The following is a 19,295-nucleotide window of genomic DNA, read 5'->3' as shown; positions in this document are numbered from 1 at the left end:
CAGGGCGCTAATTCAATACTATAAAAAAACATCATCGCGAGCGGATTCAGTGGCCGCGATACGCCCTCCGGGCAAAGCTTGTCGCTTGCCGGGATCGGAATCGCAACCTAGTCTAGCTAAGGCGATTTCGTCCGGAAGACGAACAAGCAGTGCTAATGCAAGGGACCTCATGAATCAAACGCGGACTCTCGGAACGCCACGGTTGTTGGGCATCGTCTGGCCATTTATCGCCGTTGTGGTGTTTCAAGCCTTGCTGGGCGGCGTTAGCCTTTATGTGCTGTCGGCGGTCCGCGGCTATGTTGCCGGCGAAAGCCTCTGGTCCAAAGGCCAGAAAGACGCCATTTATTATCTCAACCTCTATGCCGACAGCGGCGACGAAGCGATTTTTCATAAATACCAGGACGCCATTTCCGTGCCTCAGGGCGGGCATGAATTACGCGTGGCGCTCGATCATCGGCCGCCGAACATCGAGGCGGCACGTGTGGCGATCCTCAAGGGCGGCAACCATCCGGATGACATCTCCAGTGTGATCTGGCTGTACCTGAATTTCCGGCACTTCAGTTACCACGAGAAAGCCATCGACCTTTGGAGGGTGGGCGACGGGTATCTGGTGCAGCTCGATGCCATTGCGCAGGAGATGCATCAGCGCATCACCACCAGGCAGGCCACCGATGCCGATATCAAGCGCTGGAAGGATCAGATATTCGTCATCAATGAAAGTGTGACACCGGCGGCGAAGGCCTTCAGCGATGCCTTGGGCGAAGGCTCGCGGATGATCCTGCGACTGTTGCTGGTGACCAACCTCGCCACAGCCCTGGGCTTGATCGTATTGGCCTTGATGCGCACCCATAAGCTGCTCAAGCAGCGCCATGCCTTTGCCGATGCGCTGCAGGTGGAGAAAGAACGGGCGCAGATCACCTTGCAATCGATTGGCGACGGAGTGATCACCACGGATGTTTCCGGTGCGATCGCCTACATGAACCCGGCGGCCGAGGCGTTGACCCACTGGAAGGCCGAGCAGGCGACGGGGTTGCCCCTGGCGGCGCTGTTCAACCTGTTGGACGAAAATGCCCAGACCGATGGCTTTACCCTGATCGAGCATATTCTGAGCGGCCAACTCAGTGGTGGCAGTGAACACTCCAAGCTGATTCAACGCCTGGACGGCAGCACGGTGTCCGTCACGCTGGTGGGCGCGCCGATCCGCAATGCCGGCAAAGTCAGCGGGACGGTGCTGGTGCTGCATGATATGACCCAGGAGCGGCAATACATCGCCAATCTGTCGTGGCAGGCGACCCATGACGCTTTGACCGGTCTTGCCAACCGTCGGGAGTTCGAATATCGCCTGGAGCAGGCGCTGCACAACCTGACCCGCTACGCGGGTCGCCATGCCCTGATGTTCCTCGATCTGGACCAGTTCAAGCTGGTCAACGATACCTGCGGCCACGCGGCGGGCGACGAACTGTTGCGGCACATCTGCGCGCTGTTGCAATCCGGGCTGCGCGAAGGCGATACCCTGGCGCGCCTTGGCGGCGACGAGTTTGGCATCCTGCTGGAAAACTGCGCACCGGAAGCGGCGGAGAAAATTGCCGAAAGCCTGCGCCAGACTGTGCAGAACCTGCATTTTGTCTGGAAGGGCCGGCCTTTCGTGACCACGGTCAGTATCGGGCTGGTCCATGTCGCGCAGAATCCGACGACGCTCGAAGCCTCGCTGCGTGCTGCCGATATGGCGTGCTACATGGCCAAGGAAAAGGGGCGCAACCGGGTCCAGGTCTATCATCCGGATGACTCGGAGTTGTCCCTGCGCTTCGGTGAGATGGCCTGGGTGCAGCGTTTGCATATGGCGCTGGAGGAAGACCGCTTCTGCCTGTACGCCCAGGAAATTGCCCCCTTGGGCCATGTCGAACAGGGTAGCGGGCACATTGAAATTCTACTGCGATTGCATGATGAAGCCGGGCGGATGATCTTGCCTGACAGCTTCATTCCGGCTGCCGAGCGTTATGGCCTGATGAGCTCGCTGGATCGTTGGGTGGTGCAGAACGTGTTCAAGATCATTGCCCAATGCCGGGCCGAGCAAGGCCCCGGGCCGCTGGCCATGTGTGCGATAAATCTGTCAGGCACGACGATCGGGGATGAGGCCTTCCTGGACTTCTTGCGCGAGCAGTTTGTGACGTATTCGATTCCGCCTGAAATGATTTGTTTTGAAATTACTGAAACCAGTGCTATTTCAAATCTTGGCAGCGCCATTCGATTCATTAATGAACTCAAAGGCTTAGGCTGCCATTTTTCCCTGGACGATTTTTGTGCCGGAATGTCCTCGTTCGCGTACCTGAAACATTTGCCTGTAGACTTCCTGAAGATCGACGGGAGTTTCGTAAAGGATATGCTGGACGACCCGATTAACCGCGCCATGGTCGAAGTGATCAATCACATTGGCCATGTGATGGGTAAGCGTACGATTGCCGAGTTTGTCGAAACGCCCCAGATCGAGCAGGCATTGCTGGAGATCGGGGTAGATTACGCTCAAGGGTATGTGATTGAACGCCCGCAGTTGTTTACCTGCGACAGCTTGTTGAGTCGCCCCGCCAGGCCTCAGCCGCTGCTGTTCAAGGCGCCAGGCACGTTCCGTTGAAACTCCTGCCGGTCTTACAATCACAATCAAAAGGAGCTCGACAGTGATCGATACATTCAACCGAACCGGACCGCTCATGGAAGCTGCAAGTTACCCTGCCTGGGCCCAGCGCCTGATCCAGGATTGCAGCGAGAGCAAGCGCCGGGTTGTCGAACACGAACTGTACCAACGCATGCGAGACAACAAACTCAGTGCGAAGACCATGCGCCAGTACCTGATCGGAGGCTGGCCGGTGGTCGAACAGTTCGCGTTGTATATGGCACAAAACCTGACCAAGACCCGCTTTGCCCGTCATCCCGGCGAAGACATGGCCCGTCGCTGGCTGATGCGCAACATCCGCGTCGAACTGAACCACGCCGATTACTGGGTGCACTGGAGTCGCGCGCACGGTGTCAGCCTGGAAGAGTTGCAGGCTCAGCAGGTTCCCCCCGAGCTTCACGCCCTTAGCCATTGGTGCTGGCACACCAGTTCCGCCGACTCGCTGATCGTCGCGATTGCCGCCACCAACTACGCCATCGAAGGGGCGACCGGGGAATGGTCGGCGGTCGTGTGTTCCAACGGTATCTACGCCGCCTCGTTCCCCGAGGAAGATCGCAAGCGGGCGATGAAGTGGCTGAAGATGCATGCCCAGTACGACGATGCCCATCCATGGGAAGCCCTGGAGATCATCTGCACATTGGCCGGCAGCAACCCGAGCAAATCCCTGCAGGTGGAGTTACGCCAGGCTGTTTGCAAGAGCTACGACTATATGTACCTGTTCCTCGAACGTTGCATGCAAATCGAACATGCAGAGCGGGCACCGGTCGTGCGTGAGCGGATGGCGCTGGCCGAAAGCTGATCCAGCTATTACGCAATAAAACTGTGGGAGCGGCGGTGCGACCGCCGCTCCCACATTGGTTTGTGTCGTGGCTGAACAATCAGCCCGCCATCTCCAGCCGGTTACGACCTTCGCGCTTGGCCACATACAACGCGCTGTCTGCCCGTCGCAACAGGCTTTCGGCAGACTCGCCGGGCAACAGGGTCGAACAGCCGAGGCTGACCGTCAGCAGGATCCTGTGACCATTGGCCAGGTACTCTTCAGACTGCACTGCAAACCGCAGCCGCTCACCGACCATGGCCGCGGCCTCGCGACAGGTATTCGACAGCAGGATCAGGAATTCCTCGCCGCCATAGCGGAACACCATGTCCACGTTGCGCAGCTGTTTTTTGATCGAGGCAGCGACCGCCTTGAGCACGTCATCGCCAGTGCTGTGGCCGTGGGTGTCATTGACCAGCTTGAAATGATCAATGTCCAGCATCAGCACCGACAACGGTTGCAGATGGCGCCGGGACAGTTCGATTTCCCTTTGCAGCGTCTGGTCCATGGCGATGCGGTTACCGGCGCCCGTCAGTGGGTCGCGCAGTGCACTTTGGGTGGCGGTGCGGTACAGCAGCGCGTTGCGCATCGGGAAAAGCAGCGCGGCCAGCAGTGATTCTAGATGGCCCTGTTCCAGTTCGCTGAAACGCTGATTGCGACGGAAGATCAGCTCACCCAGGTGTTCGCCTTTGTGGCTGAGGCTGTAGCTGATGGAGTGGTGGCCGCGCTGGCCGAACTCCAGGCGCAGGTCACTGCTCTTGTGCAGGTAGCACAAGGCGTCCAACGGTACCAATCGCTGAATCTCGCGATAGAAAGTCCCAAGAATGCGTTGCGGCTCCAGACTGGTTTGCAACTGCAGGCTCAACTGCTGGCGCAATTGCGCAAGACTGACAGGTCTTTCCAGAAGGGGCGGCTGCTGACCAAAGCCCAGGCGTTGCAATTTGGCGCTATCGAAGTCAATTGCGTTGGTCTGGGAAGGTGGTTTCATAAGGCGTGCGCCCCTAAGCAGTAAGGCTGTCTTACAAGCAGGGTGAGAGCGGCTTAGGGCTGCGCGTCGTACTGGTCCGTCAGTCCCGTAGGACATTTCGTACAAGTTTAATCCGCTTTGTAGAAGATGAGTAATCTCTGCGCTCAAGCTTCACCCCCGTTTGCTTTCACGTTACGTGTCTGAGCAAACTTAGAGCGAAAGTCGTGCCATTCGGTTCATCCGAATAAAATCTGTTGTGAATCAATCGGTTGTTGTTCGTCTTCTACCTGTACGGCACAGCGTGTGACGTTTGTTTGACAGATGCCTGGCTCTAATCCGAGAGCCTTCGAGTGCCGCGACAGGAAGCTGGCGCGGCACCAGAAAGCGACGTACGGTCGTTACTGGGCGTTGAACGCCTGGCCATTGATGCCGGTGCTGTCCGGGCCCATCAGGTAGAGGTAGACCGGCATGATCTCCTCCGGCGTCGGGTTGTTCAGTGGGTTTTCACCCGGGTAGGCCTGGGCGCGCATGCTGGTGCGGGTGGCGCCCGGGTTGATGCTGTTGGAACGTACAGGGGCCACGGTATCGACTTCGTCAGCCAGTGTTTGCATCAGGCCTTCAGTGGCGAACTTGGAGACACCGTAAGCGCCCCAGTACGCACGTCCTTTGCGGCCGACGCTGCTGGAGGTGAACACCACCGAGGCATCCTGCGACAGCTTGAGCAGCGGCAGCAGTGTGCTGGTGAGCATGAACATGGCATTGACGTTGACTTGCATGACCCGCATGAAGTTTTCGCCGGAAAGCTGCTCGATCGGCGTGCGCGGGCCGATGATCGAAGCATTGTGCAGCAGGCCGTCGAGATGCCCGAATTCGCTTTCGATCATCGCTGCCAGCTCATCGTATTGATGGGGCAGGGCGGTTTCGAGGTTGAACGGGATCACCGCCGGTTGTGGATGGCCGGCGGCTTCGATTTCGTCGTAGACCTGGGTCAGGTTGGCTTCGGTCTTGCCCAGCAGCAGCACGGTTGCGCCGTGGGCCGCATAGGTTTTTGCCGCTGCTGCGCCGATGCCGCGCCCTGCGCCGGTGACCAGGATGACCCGATCCTTGAGCAGTTCGGGGCGGGCGGAATAATCAAACATAAAAAAACCTCAATCCATTACAAAGCTGGAAAAGATCGCAGCCTGCGGCAGCTCCTACGTCGATCGCGGTCCCCTGTAGGAGCTGCCGCAGGCTGCGATCTCTTGACTTTAATCAGCAACTGCAAAGCGCGCTATCAAGCACCTTGCGCAACTCCAGTGGATGATCGACCACCACGTCAGCACCCCAATGCCGCGGATTATCATCCGGGTGGATATAGCCGAAGGTCACGGCCGCAGTCTTGGTGCCAGCATCACGGCCCGACTCGATGTCGCGCAGGTCATCGCCGACGAACAGCACGCTGGCCGGGTCCAGGTCGAGCATCTTGCAGGCCAGGATCAGCGGTTCCGGGTCCGGTTTGCTGTTCTTCACATGATCCGGGCAGATAAGCAGCGCCGAGCGTTCAGCCAGCCCCAGCTGTTGCATGATCGGCTCGGCGAAGCGCAGCGGCTTGTTGGTGACCACGCCCCAGATCAGGTTGGCCTTCTCGATGTCCGCCAGCAGCTCGCCCATGCCGTCGAACAGCTTGCTGTGGACGGCACAACCGACGAGGTAGCGCTCCAGGAACTCCAGGCGCAGCTCCTCGAACCCCGGCGATTCCGGGTCCATGGCGAAGGTCACCGCGACCATCGCCTTGGCTCCGCCGGAAATCTCGTCGCGAATGTGCTTGTCGTTCATCGGTGGCAAGCCACGGTCGGCACGCATCGCCTGGCAGATCGCAATGAAGTCTGGCGCGGTGTCGAGCAGGGTGCCGTCCATGTCGAAAAGAACTGCTCTGATTGGCATCGGCTTATTCCTCGCGCAGGGTCTGGATCATGTAGTTGACGTCCACGTCGGCCGCCAGTTTGTAGTGCTTGGTCAGCGGGTTGTAGGTCAGGCCGATGATGTCCTTGACGGTCAGGCCGGCCATGCGGCTCCAGGCGCCAAGTTCGGAAGGACGGATGAATTTCTTGAAGTCGTGGGTGCCGCGCGGCAGCAGCTTCATGATGTATTCGGCGCCGACGATGGCGAACAGGTACGCCTTCGGGTTGCGGTTGATGGTCGAGAAGAACACCTGGCCGCCGGGCTTGACCATGCGGAAGCAGGCACGGATGACCGACGATGGGTCTGGTACGTGCTCAAGCATTTCCAGACAGGTGACCACGTCGAACTGCTCGGGCATTTCCTCGGCCAGGGCTTCGGCGGTGATCTGCCGGTATTCGACGCTCACGCCCGACTCCAGCTGATGCAGTTGGGCAACCGCCAGCGGCGCTTCGCCCATGTCGATGCCCATCACGGTCGCGCCGCGCTGAGCCATGGCTTCGCTGAGGATGCCGCCGCCGCAACCGACGTCGAGGACCTTCTTGCCGGCCAGGTTGACCCGCTCGTCAATCCAGTTGACCCGCAGCGGGTTGATGTCGTGCAGCGGTTTGAATTCGCTTTCGCGGTCCCACCAGCGATGGGCCAGGGCTTCGAATTTGGCGATTTCGGCGTAGTCGACGTTGCTCATGGTCTAGTCCTCTAAAACTTGAAAAATCCTGTTGCCCCGGGTTGTGCTCCAGGGTGCTTACGATTCGGTGCGGCCGCTGATGCGCTGGCCCCAGGCCTTCGCGATCGTGCTTAGCTGTTGTTCATCCAGGCGTGTCAGGCGACGGTCGTCGAGCAACTGTTTGCCGGCAACCCAAAGGTGTTTCACGCAGTCCCGGCCGGTGGCGTATATAAGTTGCGAAACCGGGTCGTAGACTGGCTGCTGGGCCAGGCCCGAGAGATCGAATGCCACCATGTCCGCCGCCTTGCCGATTTCCAGCGAGCCGGTTTCGGCCTCGATACCCAGTGCCCGGGCACCGTTGAGGGTGGCCATGCGCAAGGCACGATGGGCATCGAGCGCGGTGGCCGAGCCGGCGACAGCCTTGGCCAGCAAGGCCGCGGTGCGGGTTTCGCCGAGCAGGTCCAGGTCGTTGTTGCTGGCCGCGCCATCGGTGCCGACCGCGACATTGACCCCGGCCTGCCACAGACGCTCGACCGGGCAGAACCCGCTGGCCAGCTTCAGGTTCGATTCCGGGCAATGAATCACATTGCTGTTGCTTTCTACCAGCAGCGCCAGGTCTTCTTCGCTGATCTGGGTCATGTGAACCGCCTGGAAGCGCGGCCCCAGCAAGCCCAGGCGCGCCAGTCGGGCGAGTGGTCGTTCACCGCGCTGCTCGACCGATTGCTGCACTTCGAATGCTGTTTCATGTACGTGCATGTGAATCGAGGCGTCCAGTTCTTCGGCGATCACCCGGATTTTTTCCAGGTTTTCGTCGCCCACGGTGTAGGGTGCATGAGGGCCGAAGGTGACTTTGATGCGCTCGTGGTGCTTGAGGTCGCCAAACAGTTCAACGCCCTGACGAATGGCTTCGTCCGCCGTAGCGGCGCCCGGAATGGGGAAGTCGAGGATCGGAATCGCGATCTGCGCGCGAATGCCGCTGTTGTGCACGCGCTCGCTGGCAACCTTCGGGAAGAAGTACATGTCAGAGAAACAGGTGATGCCACCTTTGATTTGCTCGGCGATGGCCAGATCGGTGCCGTCGCGCACGAAGTCCTCGTCGACCCACTTGGCTTCGGCGGGCCAGATGTGGTTTTCAAGCCAGGTCATCAATGGCAAGTCATCGGCCAGGCCACGGAACAGCGTCATCGCCGCATGCCCGTGAGCATTGACCAGGCCGGGGCTGAGGAGCATGTCGGGCAATTCGCGGGTTTCGATTGCGTTAAGCTTCAGCGCAGCGGAACGTGGGCCGATAAACACGATGCGTCCATCACGGATGCCCACGCCATGTTCCTTGAGGACAACACCAGCGGGTTCGACGGGTACCAGCCAGGTCGGCAGCAATAACAGGTCGAGCGCAGCGGCAGTGTTCGGCATCGAGGGTCGGTTCCAGTGCTTTTGTATAGGATGGCGAAGTATACCCGAGCGTCTTCGCGGGGGGATCGCTATAATCGGCGGCTTTTGTTCATGAGTGCGGGGTGAGGGATGCGCGATCGACTGTTGGCTGCGGAAAAGGTAAAGGCCATCGATTGGCGTGATGGCGCTCTTCATCTGCTGGATCAGCGTATTTTGCCGTTCGAGGAAACCTGGATTGCCTACACCAGTGCAGCGGGTGTGGCCGAGGCAATCCGCTCGATGGTGGTGCGTGGCGCGCCGGCCATCGGCATTAGCGCCGCTTATGGCATCGTGCTCGCGGCCCGGGCCCGGATTGCCGAAGGTGGCGACTGGTACGCGGCGCTGGAAGAGGATTTCATGCTGTTGGCCGATTCCCGTCCTACAGCCGTCAACCTGTTCTGGGCGCTGGGCCGCATGCACGACCGGCTTGATCGCCTGAAAGACAATGCCGATCCGCTTGAGGTACTGGAGGCCGAGGCTATCGCCATTCATGAAAGTGATCGCGAAGCCAACCTGACCATGGCGCAACTGGGTGTCGACCTGATCCGCAAGCATCAGGGCAACGCCCAGGCGATCCTGACCCATTGCAACACCGGCGCGCTGGCCACGGGTGGCTTTGGCACGGCGCTGGGGGTGATTCGTGGCGCTTTCATCGAGGGCATGGTCGAGCAGGTCTATGTCGACGAAACCCGCCCATGGCTGCAAGGCTCGCGGCTGACCGCGTGGGAGCTGGCCAATGAAGGCATTCCCGTGACCCTCAATGTCGATTCCGCCGCGGCGCATATCATGAAGACCAAAGGCCCTACCTGGGTCATTGTCGGCGCTGACCGGATCACCGCCAATGGCGACGTGGCCAACAAGATTGGCACCTATCAGCTGGCGGTCAACGCCATGCACCACGGCGTTCGCTTCATGGTGGTGGCGCCGAGTTCGACCATCGACATGAACCTGGCCAGTGGCGATGACATTCCGATTGAGGAGCGTGATGGTCGCGAGTTGCTGGAGGTCGGTGGCAAGCGAGTCGGCGCTGATGTCCATGCCTTCAACCCGGTGTTCGACGTGACGCCGGCGGACCTGATCGATGCGATCGTCACCGAAAAAGGCATCGTCGAACGCCCGGATACGGCGAAAATGGCGCAATTGATGTGCCGTAAGCGTCTGCATTAAATCATTAAGGTTGCACGAAATCCCTGTAGGAGCTGCCGAAGGTTGCGATCTTTTGATCTTCCCGGCATAAGTCGGTAGCGGTCCTGAAAAGATCGCAGCCTTCGGCGGCTCCTACAGGTCGGTGTTTACAAGTGAAAAATACGGTTGAATGCCGGTTGATCGCAGCTCTAAGCCTCTCTCGTCCCCCTCAAGCCTGTCACCGGTCAACTAACTACTCTCCATGCGCGTCTGGGGGATAGGTGCGTGGCGGCTCTTGTGATAACATCCGGCGGTTTCCAGGGTTGCCCGAAGTGGCGACCCGTACTGCGCAGATCCATGGCATAACTCGTTGATTTGTTGTAAGCCAATGCATGGCACTGAGCCTGCAGCGGCGAGCTTCGTTGGTCCTGACGAAGTTTCACCAGAAAAAGGAATCAGGCTTCTCATGGGCGAACTGGCCAAAGAAATCCTCCCGGTCAATATCGAAGACGAGCTGAAGCAGTCCTACCTCGACTACGCGATGAGCGTAATTGTCGGGCGGGCACTGCCGGATGCGCGCGATGGCTTGAAGCCCGTGCACCGGCGCGTGCTGTTCGCGATGAGCGAGCTGGGCAACGACTTCAACAAGCCGTACAAGAAATCTGCCCGTGTTGTCGGTGACGTGATCGGTAAGTATCACCCGCACGGTGATACCGCGGTGTACGACACCATCGTTCGGATGGCGCAGCCATTCTCCCTGCGCTACCTGCTGGTAGACGGCCAGGGCAACTTCGGTTCGGTGGACGGCGACAACGCCGCGGCCATGCGATACACCGAAGTGCGCATGACCAAGCTGGCGCACGAGCTGCTGGCTGACTTGCATAAAGAAACCGTGGACTGGGTGCCGAACTACGACGGCACCGAAATGATCCCGGCGGTCATGCCGACCCGTATTCCCAACCTGCTGGTCAACGGCTCCAGCGGTATCGCCGTGGGCATGGCGACCAACATTCCGCCGCACAACCTCGGTGAAGTCATCGACGGTTGCCTGGCGCTCATCGACAACCCGGAACTGACTGTCGACGAGCTGATGCAATATATCCCCGGTCCGGACTTCCCGACCGCCGCGATCATCAACGGTCGCGCCGGCATCATTGAAGCCTATCGCACCGGTCGCGGTCGCATTTACATGCGCGCCCGCTCGATGATCGAAGATATTGACAAGGTCGGTGGCCGCCAGCAAATCGTCATCACCGAACTCCCTTACCAGCTGAACAAGGCGCGTCTGATCGAGAAGATCGCCGAGCTGGTAAAAGAGAAGAAGCTTGAGGGCATCACCGAACTGCGCGACGAGTCCGACAAGGACGGTATGCGCGTCGTGATCGAGTTGCGTCGCGGCGAAGTGCCTGAGGTCATCCTCAACAACCTCTACGCCCAGACCCAGCTGCAAGCGGTGTTCGGTATCAACATCGTTGCGCTGATCGACGGCCGTCCGCGGATCCTGAACCTCAAGGACCTGCTGGAAGCCTTCGTCCGTCACCGTCGCGAAGTGGTAACCCGTCGTACCGTGTTCGAACTACGTAAAGCACGCGAACGTGGTCACATCCTTGAAGGTCAAGCGGTTGCCCTGTCGAACATCGACCCGGTCATCGCCCTGATCAAGGCCTCGCCAACCCCGTCGGAAGCCAAGGAAGCGCTGATCAGCACCCCTTGGGAGTCCTCGGCCGTGGTGGCAATGGTCGAGCGTGCCGGCGCCGATTCGTGCCGTCCGGAAAACCTCGATCCGCAATACGGCCTGCGCGATGGCAAGTACTTCCTGTCGCCAGAGCAGGCGCAAGCCATTCTGGAACTGCGTCTGCACCGCCTGACCGGTCTGGAGCACGAAAAGCTGCTGGCCGAGTATCAAGAGATCCTCAACCAGATCGGCGAGCTGATCCGCATCCTCAACAGCGCCACGCGCCTGATGGAAGTGATCCGCGAAGAGCTGGAAGTGATTCGCGCCGAATACGGCGACGTGCGTCGTACCGAAATCCTCGATGCCCGTCTCGACCTGACCCTGGGTGACATGATCCCGGAAGAAGAGCGCGTCGTGACCATTTCCCACGGTGGCTACGCCAAGACCCAGCCGCTGGCTGCGTACCAGGCCCAGCGTCGTGGCGGTAAAGGCAAGTCGGCGACCGGCGTCAAGGATGAGGACTACATCGCTCACCTGCTGGTTGCCAACAGCCACACCACGTTGCTGCTGTTCTCCAGCAAGGGCAAGGTGTACTGGCTGAAAACCTACGAAATCCCTGAAGCGTCCCGCGCTGCCCGTGGTCGTCCGCTGGTCAACCTGTTGCCGCTGGATGACGGTGAGTACATCACCACCATGCTGCCGGTCGAGGAATACACCGAAGGTCACTACATCTTCATGGCTACCGCCAACGGCACCGTGAAGAAGACCCCGCTGGAATCCTTCAGTCGTCAACGCAGTGTCGGCCTGATCGCACTGGAGCTGGACGAAGGCGACGTGCTGATTTCCGCGGCCATCACCGATGGCGAGCGTGAAGTGATGCTGTTCTCCGACGGCGGCAAGGTCACCCGCTTCAAGGAATCCGACGTTCGCGCCATGGGCCGTACCGCCCGTGGTGTGCGCGGCATGCGTCTGCCGGAAGGCCAGAAGCTGATTTCCATGCTGATCCCGGAAGAAGGCAGCCAGATCCTCACCGCTTCGGCGCGTGGCTATGGCAAGCGCACGGCGATCACCGAGTTCCCTGAGTACAAGCGTGGCGGTCAGGGCGTTATCGCCATGGTCAGCAACGAACGTAACGGCCGTCTGGTCGGTGCGGTCCAGGTGCTCGACGGCGAGGAAATCATGCTGATTTCCGACCAGGGCACCCTGGTGCGCACCCGTGTCGACGAAGTGTCCAGCCTGGGTCGTAACACCCAGGGCGTGACCCTGATCAAACTGGCCAACGACGAAACACTGGTCGGGCTGGAGCGGGTTCAGGAGCCGTCGGAAGTCGAGGGTGAAGAACTCGAAGGCGAAGAGGGTGAAGGGTTTGTCGGTGAAGTCGTGATCGACGACGTTGCCGAAGACCAGCAACTCGACGCTGCCGCTGACGAAGAGCCACAGGAATAAGCGGGTAAGCAGGGGGCGGATGAAAATTCGCCCCCTTGTTGTTTGTCCTCAAGGAACTGTGGAATTGATTTTAATGTAGGAGCTGTCGAGCGAAGCGAGGCTGCGATCTCTTGATCTGGCTCTTGCTATCACTTGGCATTAAAAGATCGCAGCCTCGCTCTGCTCGACAGCTCCTACAGATTTACTGCGTGATACCACCAAATCAGAGCGAGATTGGATGTGAGCAAGAGAGCCTATAACTTCTGTGCCGGTCCTGCGGCGCTTCCCGAAGCTGTCCTGCAGCGCGCCCAGGGTGAACTCCTCGACTGGCACGGCAAGGGTCTGTCGGTCATGGAAATGAGCCATCGCAGCGATGAGTTCGTGTCCATTGCCACCAAGGCCGAGCAGGATCTGCGTGATCTGCTGAATATCCCCTCGAACTATAAAGTGCTGTTTCTGCAAGGTGGCGCCAGCCAGCAATTCGCTCAGATTCCTCTGAACCTGTTGCCGGAAAACGGCTCGGCCGACTATATCGACACCGGTATCTGGTCGCAGAAAGCCATCGAAGAAGCGTCGCGCTACGGCAATGTCAATGTTGCCGGCACCGCCAAGCCTTACGACTATTTCGCCATTCCGGGCCAGAACGAATGGACGCTGTCGAAAGACGCGGCCTACGTTCACTACGCGCCGAACGAAACCATCGGCGGTCTGGAGTTCCAGTGGATCCCGGAAACAGGCGATGTTCCGCTGGTCGCCGACATGTCCTCGGACATCCTGTCGCGCCCGGTGGATGTGTCGCGCTTCGGCATGATCTACGCCGGCGCCCAGAAAAACATCGGCCCGAGTGGCATTGTCGTCAACATCGTTCGCGAAGACCTGTTGGGCAAGGCCCGTTCCCTGTGCCCGACCATGCTCAATTACAAGGTCGCGGCCGATAACGGCTCGATGTACAACACTCCGCCGACCCTGGCCTGGTATCTGTCCGGCCTGGTGTTCGAGTGGCTCAAGGAGCAGGGCGGCGTCGAGGCCATCGGCAAGCTCAATGAAGTCAAGCAGCGCACGCTGTACGGCTTCATTGATGCCAGCGGCCTGTACAGCAACCCGATCAACAAGTCGGACCGCTCGTGGATGAACGTACCGTTCCGCCTGGCTGATGATCGCCTGGACAAGCCATTCCTGGCCGGTGCCGACGAGCGTGGCCTGTTGAACCTCAAGGGGCACCGTTCCGTGGGCGGCATGCGCGCCTCCATCTATAACGCCGTCGACATCAACGCCGTCAACGCGTTGATTTCGTACATGGCAGAGTTCGAGAAGGAACACGGCTAATGTCTGAGCAAGAACTCAAGGCACTGCGCCTGCGCATTGATGCCCTGGACGAAAAGGTCCTGGAGCTGATCAGTGAGCGTGCGCGCTGCGCCCAGGAAGTCGCGCGGGTAAAGATGGCCTCGCTGGCCGAAGGCGAAGTGCCGGTGTTCTATCGTCCTGAGCGTGAAGCTCAGGTGCTCAAGCGAGTCATGGAGCGCAACCAGGGGCCGCTGGGCAATGAAGAGATGGCGCGGTTGTTCCGCGAAATCATGTCTTCGTGCCTGGCGCTCGAGCAGCCGCTGAAAGTGGCCTACCTCGGCCCTGAAGGTACGTTCACCCAGGCGGCGGCCATGAAACACTTCGGCCACGCGGTGATCAGCAAGCCGATGGCGGCGATCGATGAAGTGTTCCGTGAAGTGGCGGCGGGGGCGGTGAATTTTGGCGTGGTGCCGGTGGAGAACTCCACCGAAGGCGCGGTCAACCACACCCTCGACAGCTTCCTTGAACACGACATGGTGATCTGCGGCGAAGTCGAGCTGCGTATTCACCATCACCTGTTGGTCGGTGAAAACACCAAGACCGACAGCATCAGCCGCATCTACTCCCACGCCCAGTCCCTGGCCCAGTGCCGCAAGTGGCTGGACGCCCATTACCCGAATGTCGAGCGCGTGGCGGTGTCCAGCAACGCCGAAGCGGCCAAGCGGGTCAAGGGTGAGTGGAACTCGGCGGCGATCGCCGGCGACATGGCGGCCGGCCTGTATGGCTTGACCCGTCTGGCTGAAAAAATCGAGGACCGTCCGGATAACTCCACGCGCTTCCTCATGATCGGCAACCAGGAAGTGCCGCCGACCGGCGACGACAAGACCTCGATCATCGTTTCAATGAGCAACAAGCCGGGTGCGCTTCACGAGTTGCTGGTGCCGTTCCACGACAATGGCATCGACCTGACGCGAATCGAGACTCGTCCATCGCGCAGCGGTAAATGGACCTACGTGTTCTTCATCGACTTCGTCGGCCACCACCGCGATCCGCTGGTCAAGGGTGTGCTGGAAAAGATCAGTCAGGAAGCAGTGGCACTCAAGGTGCTGGGTTCCTACCCGAAAGCAGTTCTTTAAGGGGCGGTAGCAAATGAGTGGCAATTTCCTCGCTCTGGCACAGCCGGGCGTGCAACAACTTTCGCCTTATGTTCCGGGCAAACCCGTGGACGAACTGGCGCGTGAGCTGGACCTCGATCCAGCCAGCATCGTCAAACTGGCGAGCAACGAAAACCCGCTGGGTGCCGGCCCCAAGGCGCTGGCGGCGATCCGCGATGCGTTGGCCGAGCTGACCCGTTATCCGGACGGCAACGGTTTTGCCCTCAAGAGCCTGCTGGCCGAGCAGTGCCGCGTCGAACTCGACCAAGTCACGCTGGGCAACGGTTCCAACGACATCCTGGAGCTGGTCGCGCGTGCCTATCTGGCGCCGGGCCTGAATGCCGTGTTCAGCGAGCATGCGTTCGCGGTCTACCCGATTGCCACTCAGGCGGTCGGCGCCCAGGCCAAGGTGGTTCCAGCCAAGGATTGGGGGCATGACCTGCCTGCCATGCTGGCGGCGATCGATGCCAACACCCGCGTGGTGTTCATCGCCAACCCGAACAACCCGACCGGGACCTGGTTCGACGCCGAGGCGCTGGACGAATTCCTGCAGGATGTGCCGGAGCATGTGCTGGTCGTGCTGGACGAGGCTTACATCGAATACGCCGAAGGCAGCGATCTGCCGGATGGCCTGGACTTCCTGGCGGCTTATCCGAACCTGCTGGTTTCCCGTACCTTCTCCAAGGCCTATGGCCTGGCTGCGCTGCGCGTGGGTTATGGCTTGTCCACGGCGGTGGTTGCAGACGTGCTGAACCGTGTGCGCCAGCCGTTCAACGTCAACAGCCTGGCCCTGGCCGCGGCCTGTGCGGCGTTGAAGGACGAAGAGTATCTGGCGCAAAGCCGTCAGTTGAACGAGTCCGGCATGCAGCAGCTGGAAGCCGGTTTCCGTGAGCTGGGGCTGAGCTGGATCCCGTCCAGGGGCAATTTCATCTGCGTCGATCTCGGTCAGGTCGCGGCCCCGGTGTTCCAGGGCTTGCTTCGTGAAGGCGTGATCGTGCGCCCGGTGGCCAACTACGGCATGCCGAACCACCTGCGCATCACCATTGGCCTGCCGGCAGAGAACAGCCGCTTCCTTGAAGCGCTGACCAAGGTTCTGGCTCGTGGTTGATGTCACTGCGCTGCAATCTGCCGGACCTATGATCGGTCGCCTGGTGGTGGTCGGCCTCGGATTGATCGGCGGTTCGTTTGCCAAGGGTTTGCGTGAAAGCGGTCTGTGCCGCGAAGTGGTCGGGGTCGATCTCGATCCTCAATCGCGCAAGCTCGCGGTCGAGTTGGGTGTGGTGGATCGCTGCGAGGAGGACCTGGGCGTTGCTTGTCAGGGTGCCGACGTCATCCAGCTGGCGGTGCCGATCCTGGCCATGGAAAAATTGCTCGTGCGTCTGGCGGGCATGGATCTGGGGCAGGCGATCCTGACCGATGTCGGCAGTGCCAAGGGCAATGTGGTGCGTGCGGCCACCGAAGCATTTGGCAAGATGCCGTCATGTTTCGTGCCGGGGCACCCGATTGCCGGTTCCGAGCAGAGCGGGGTGGAAGCCTCCAATGCCGAACTGTTCCGTCGCCATAAAGTGATCCTGACGCCGCTGGATCAGACCGATCCCGCAGCCCTGGCGCTGGTCGACCGTTTGTGGCGCGAGTTGGGTGCCGATGTCGAGCACATGCAGGTCGAACGTCACGACGAAGTGCTGGCCGCGACCAGCCATCTGCCGCACTTGCTGGCGTTCGGCCTGGTCGACTCGTTGGCCAAGCGCAATGAAAATCTTGAGATCTTCCGTTACGCTGCGGGCGGTTTCCGTGATTTCACAAGAATCGCCGGAAGCGACCCGGTCATGTGGCACGACATCTTCCTCGCCAACCGTGAAGCTGTCCTGCGCACACTCGATACATTTCGCAGCGATCTCGACGCCTTGCGCGACGCGGTCGATGCAGGGGATGGGCACCAATTGTTGGGCGTTTTCACTCGCGCCCGGGTTGCCCGCGAGCATTTCAGTAAAATCCTGGCCCGCAGGGCCTATGTGGACGCTATGAATTCCAACGATCTGATTTTCCTGGCTCAACCTGGTGGCCGCCTTTCCGGTCGGATTCGCGTACCAGGCGACAAATCGATTTCCCACCGTTCGATCATGCTTGGCTCCCTGGCCGAAGGCGTCACCGAAGTCGAAGGTTTCCTGGAGGGCGAAGATGCCCTGGCGACCTTGCAGGCGTTCCGTGACATGGGCGTGGTCATCGAAGGTCCACACCACGGTCGCGTGACCATTCACGGCGTTGGCCTGCATGGCCTGAGGCCGGCACCGGGTCCGATCTACCTGGGCAACTCGGGTACGTCGATGCGTCTGCTGTCCGGCCTGCTGGCTGCGCAGAACTTCGACAGCACCCTGACCGGCGACGTTTCGCTGTCCAAGCGCCCGATGAATCGCGTGGCCAATCCGCTGCGTGAAATGGGCGCAGTGATCGAAACCGCCGCCGAAGGTCGTCCACCGATGACCATTCGTGGTGGCCATAAACTCAAGGGCCTGACCTACACCATGCCGATGGCCAGTGCCCAGGTTAAGTCCTGCCTGCTGTTGGCCGGTCTGTATGCCGAAGGCAAGACCACGGTCACCGAGCCTGCTCCGACCCGCGACCATACCGAGCGCATGCTCCGTGGCTTCGGCTACCCGGTAACGGTCAACGGTGCGACCGCATCGGTCGAGTCCGGCAACAAGCTGACCGCGACCCACATTGAAGTCCCGGGTGATATCTCGTCCTCGGCGTTCTTCCTGGTGGCGGCATCGATCGCCGAGGGTTCGGAGCTGGTGCTGGAACACGTCGGCATTAACCCGACCCGTACCGGTGTGATCGACATCCTGCGCCTGATGGGCGCCGACATCACCCTGGAAAACCAGCGTGAAGTGGGTGGCGAGCCCGTGGCTGACTTGCGCGTACGTGCAGCTAAACTCAAGGGTATCGAGATTCCCGAGGCGCTGGTTCCGCTGGCGATCGACGAGTTCCCGGTGCTGTTCGTCGCCGCCGCCTGTGCCGAAGGGCGCACCGTGTTACGTGGCGCCGAAGAGTTGCGGGTCAAGGAATCGGATCGTATCCAGGTCATGGCTGATGGCTTGCTGGCATTGGGCGTCAAGTGCGAGCCAACCCCGGATGGCATCATCATCGACGGAGGCCAGATCGGCGGCGGTGAAGTGCACGGTCATGGTGATCACCGCATCGCCATGGCGTTCAGCGTTGCTTCGCTGCGCGCCAGTGCGCCGATCCGCATTCATGATTGCGCCAACGTCGCGACGTCGTTCCCGAATTTCCTGGCGCTGTGCGCACAGGTCGGCATTCGTGTGGCACAAGAGGCACAGTCGTGATCAACATTGCACCGGTCATCACCATTGATGGGCCAAGCGGTTCGGGCAAGGGCACGGTAGCCGGGATACTGGCCAAGCGCCTGGGCTGGAACCTGCTGGATTCCGGTGCGTTGTACCGATTGCTGGCTTTCGCCGCGCATAACCACGGTGTCGACCTGACCAATGAAGAGCTGCTGAAGAAACTCGCCGCTCATCTGGATGTACAGTTCATCGCCGCGACGGACGGTCAGTTGCAACGCATCATTCTGGAAGGTGATGAAGTCAGCGATGTCATTCGCACCGAAAGCGTCGGTTCCGGCGCTTCCCAGGTGGCTGCGCTGCCGGCTGTACGCGAGGCGCTGCTGCAGCGCCAGCGTGCTTTTCAGGAGGCGCCAGGCCTTGTGGCGGATGGTCGCGACATGGGCACAGTGGTTTTTCCTGACGCGCCACTGAAGATTTTTCTGACCGCCAGCGCCGAGGAGCGGGCACGCCGTCGATATTTGCAGTTGAAGGGCAAAGTCGAGGGTGTTAGTCTGTCGAGTCTGCTAGATGAGATACGTGCGCGCGATGAGCGTGACACCCAGCGAGCGGTAGCCCCGCTCAAACCGGCGGCTGACGCCATACAGCTGGATTCCACGGAATTATCTATCGACCAGGTGCTGGAACGCATCATGAGCGAGATCGCCATTCGCGATATCGCCGGGTGACCAAGAAGGCCGCAGGGGACCAGTCATAGTCCTGCGGTGGCTTCTTTTAAATGAAACTAACCCACACCGTCTGGGGTGTGGAGATGGGCGTATTCTTCGCCCTCATCAACAGGA

The 19,295-nt window shown here is 60.2% G+C and carries 14 protein-coding genes; 9 read left to right on the top strand and 5 right to left on the bottom strand.

Annotated elements, in window-relative coordinates:
* Positions 1–169 precede the first annotated feature (169 nt).
* Together AB4O40_RS09760 and AB4O40_RS09755 are read left to right on the top strand one after the other, a co-directional pair.
* On the top strand, positions 170–2,629 hold the full coding sequence (locus tag AB4O40_RS09760; protein ID WP_223541099.1) for an EAL domain-containing protein: 2,460 nt from the start codon (positions 170–172) through the stop codon (positions 2,627–2,629).
* A gap of 76 nt (positions 2,630–2,705) precedes the next feature.
* Positions 2,706–3,467 (top strand): TenA family transcriptional regulator, encoded by a 762-nt coding sequence (locus AB4O40_RS09755; protein WP_263291613.1) that lies wholly within the window; start codon positions 2,706–2,708, stop codon positions 3,465–3,467.
* A 79-nt stretch (positions 3,468–3,546) separates the two neighbouring features.
* Here AB4O40_RS09755 and AB4O40_RS09750 read toward each other — a convergent pair whose 3' ends face one another.
* From AB4O40_RS09750 to AB4O40_RS09730, 5 genes are all read right to left on the bottom strand, one after another.
* Complete coding sequence (locus tag AB4O40_RS09750; RefSeq protein ID WP_056727169.1) at positions 3,547–4,473, bottom strand: GGDEF domain-containing protein; 927 nt, start codon at positions 4,471–4,473, stop codon at positions 3,547–3,549.
* A 377-nt stretch (positions 4,474–4,850) separates the two neighbouring features.
* Complete coding sequence (locus AB4O40_RS09745; protein WP_007999919.1) at positions 4,851–5,591, bottom strand: YciK family oxidoreductase; 741 nt, start codon at positions 5,589–5,591, stop codon at positions 4,851–4,853.
* Between the two features lie 112 nt (positions 5,592–5,703).
* Positions 5,704–6,375, bottom strand: coding sequence for an N-acetylmuramic acid 6-phosphate phosphatase MupP (gene mupP / locus AB4O40_RS09740; protein ID WP_056727168.1), 672 nt, complete (start codon positions 6,373–6,375; stop codon positions 5,704–5,706).
* A 4-nt stretch (positions 6,376–6,379) separates the two neighbouring features.
* Positions 6,380–7,078 carry a bifunctional 2-polyprenyl-6-hydroxyphenol methylase/3-demethylubiquinol 3-O-methyltransferase UbiG gene (gene ubiG, locus AB4O40_RS09735; protein WP_046042598.1) on the bottom strand — a complete coding sequence of 233 codons (699 nt, stop codon included), beginning with the start codon at positions 7,076–7,078 and terminating at the stop codon, positions 6,380–6,382.
* A 57-nt stretch (positions 7,079–7,135) separates the two neighbouring features.
* Positions 7,136–8,470 (bottom strand): TRZ/ATZ family hydrolase, encoded by a 1,335-nt coding sequence (locus AB4O40_RS09730; protein WP_056727167.1) that lies wholly within the window; start codon positions 8,468–8,470, stop codon positions 7,136–7,138.
* 108 nt (positions 8,471–8,578) lie between these two features.
* On the opposite strand from AB4O40_RS09730, the gene mtnA reads away from it, so the two are divergent.
* The 7 genes from mtnA to cmk all read left to right on the top strand — a co-directional run bounded on the left by mtnA (position 8,579) and on the right by cmk (position 19,181).
* Positions 8,579–9,655, top strand: coding sequence for an S-methyl-5-thioribose-1-phosphate isomerase (gene mtnA, locus AB4O40_RS09725; protein ID WP_056727166.1), 1,077 nt, complete (start codon positions 8,579–8,581; stop codon positions 9,653–9,655).
* Between the two features lie 424 nt (positions 9,656–10,079).
* Complete coding sequence (gene gyrA / locus AB4O40_RS09720) at positions 10,080–12,734, top strand: DNA gyrase subunit A (protein WP_056727165.1); 2,655 nt, start codon at positions 10,080–10,082, stop codon at positions 12,732–12,734.
* A gap of 219 nt (positions 12,735–12,953) precedes the next feature.
* Positions 12,954–14,039, top strand: coding sequence for a 3-phosphoserine/phosphohydroxythreonine transaminase (gene serC, locus AB4O40_RS09715; protein ID WP_056727164.1), 1,086 nt, complete (start codon positions 12,954–12,956; stop codon positions 14,037–14,039).
* Positions 14,039–15,133 carry a prephenate dehydratase gene (pheA, locus tag AB4O40_RS09710; protein ID WP_007939916.1) on the top strand — a complete coding sequence of 365 codons (1,095 nt, stop codon included), beginning with the start codon at positions 14,039–14,041 and terminating at the stop codon, positions 15,131–15,133. The genes serC and pheA overlap by 1 nt, the downstream gene beginning before the upstream one ends.
* 13 nt (positions 15,134–15,146) lie before the next feature.
* Positions 15,147–16,259 carry a histidinol-phosphate transaminase gene (gene hisC, locus AB4O40_RS09705; RefSeq protein ID WP_460054778.1) on the top strand — a complete coding sequence of 371 codons (1,113 nt, stop codon included), beginning with the start codon at positions 15,147–15,149 and terminating at the stop codon, positions 16,257–16,259.
* 28 nt (positions 16,260–16,287) lie between these two features.
* The gene (locus tag AB4O40_RS09700; RefSeq protein WP_460058138.1) at positions 16,288–18,495 is read left to right on the top strand and encodes a bifunctional prephenate dehydrogenase/3-phosphoshikimate 1-carboxyvinyltransferase; all 2,208 of its coding nucleotides are present in this window, start codon (positions 16,288–16,290) and stop codon (positions 18,493–18,495) included.
* The gene (cmk, locus tag AB4O40_RS09695; RefSeq protein WP_007985391.1) at positions 18,492–19,181 is read left to right on the top strand and encodes a (d)CMP kinase; all 690 of its coding nucleotides are present in this window, start codon (positions 18,492–18,494) and stop codon (positions 19,179–19,181) included. Before AB4O40_RS09700 ends, cmk begins: the two co-directional genes overlap by 4 nt.
* Positions 19,182–19,295 lie beyond the last annotated feature (114 nt).

It is taken from the genome of Pseudomonas sp. S2_F07 (genome assembly GCF_054668325.1).
This window is presented reverse-complemented; position numbering and strand designations above follow the sequence as displayed.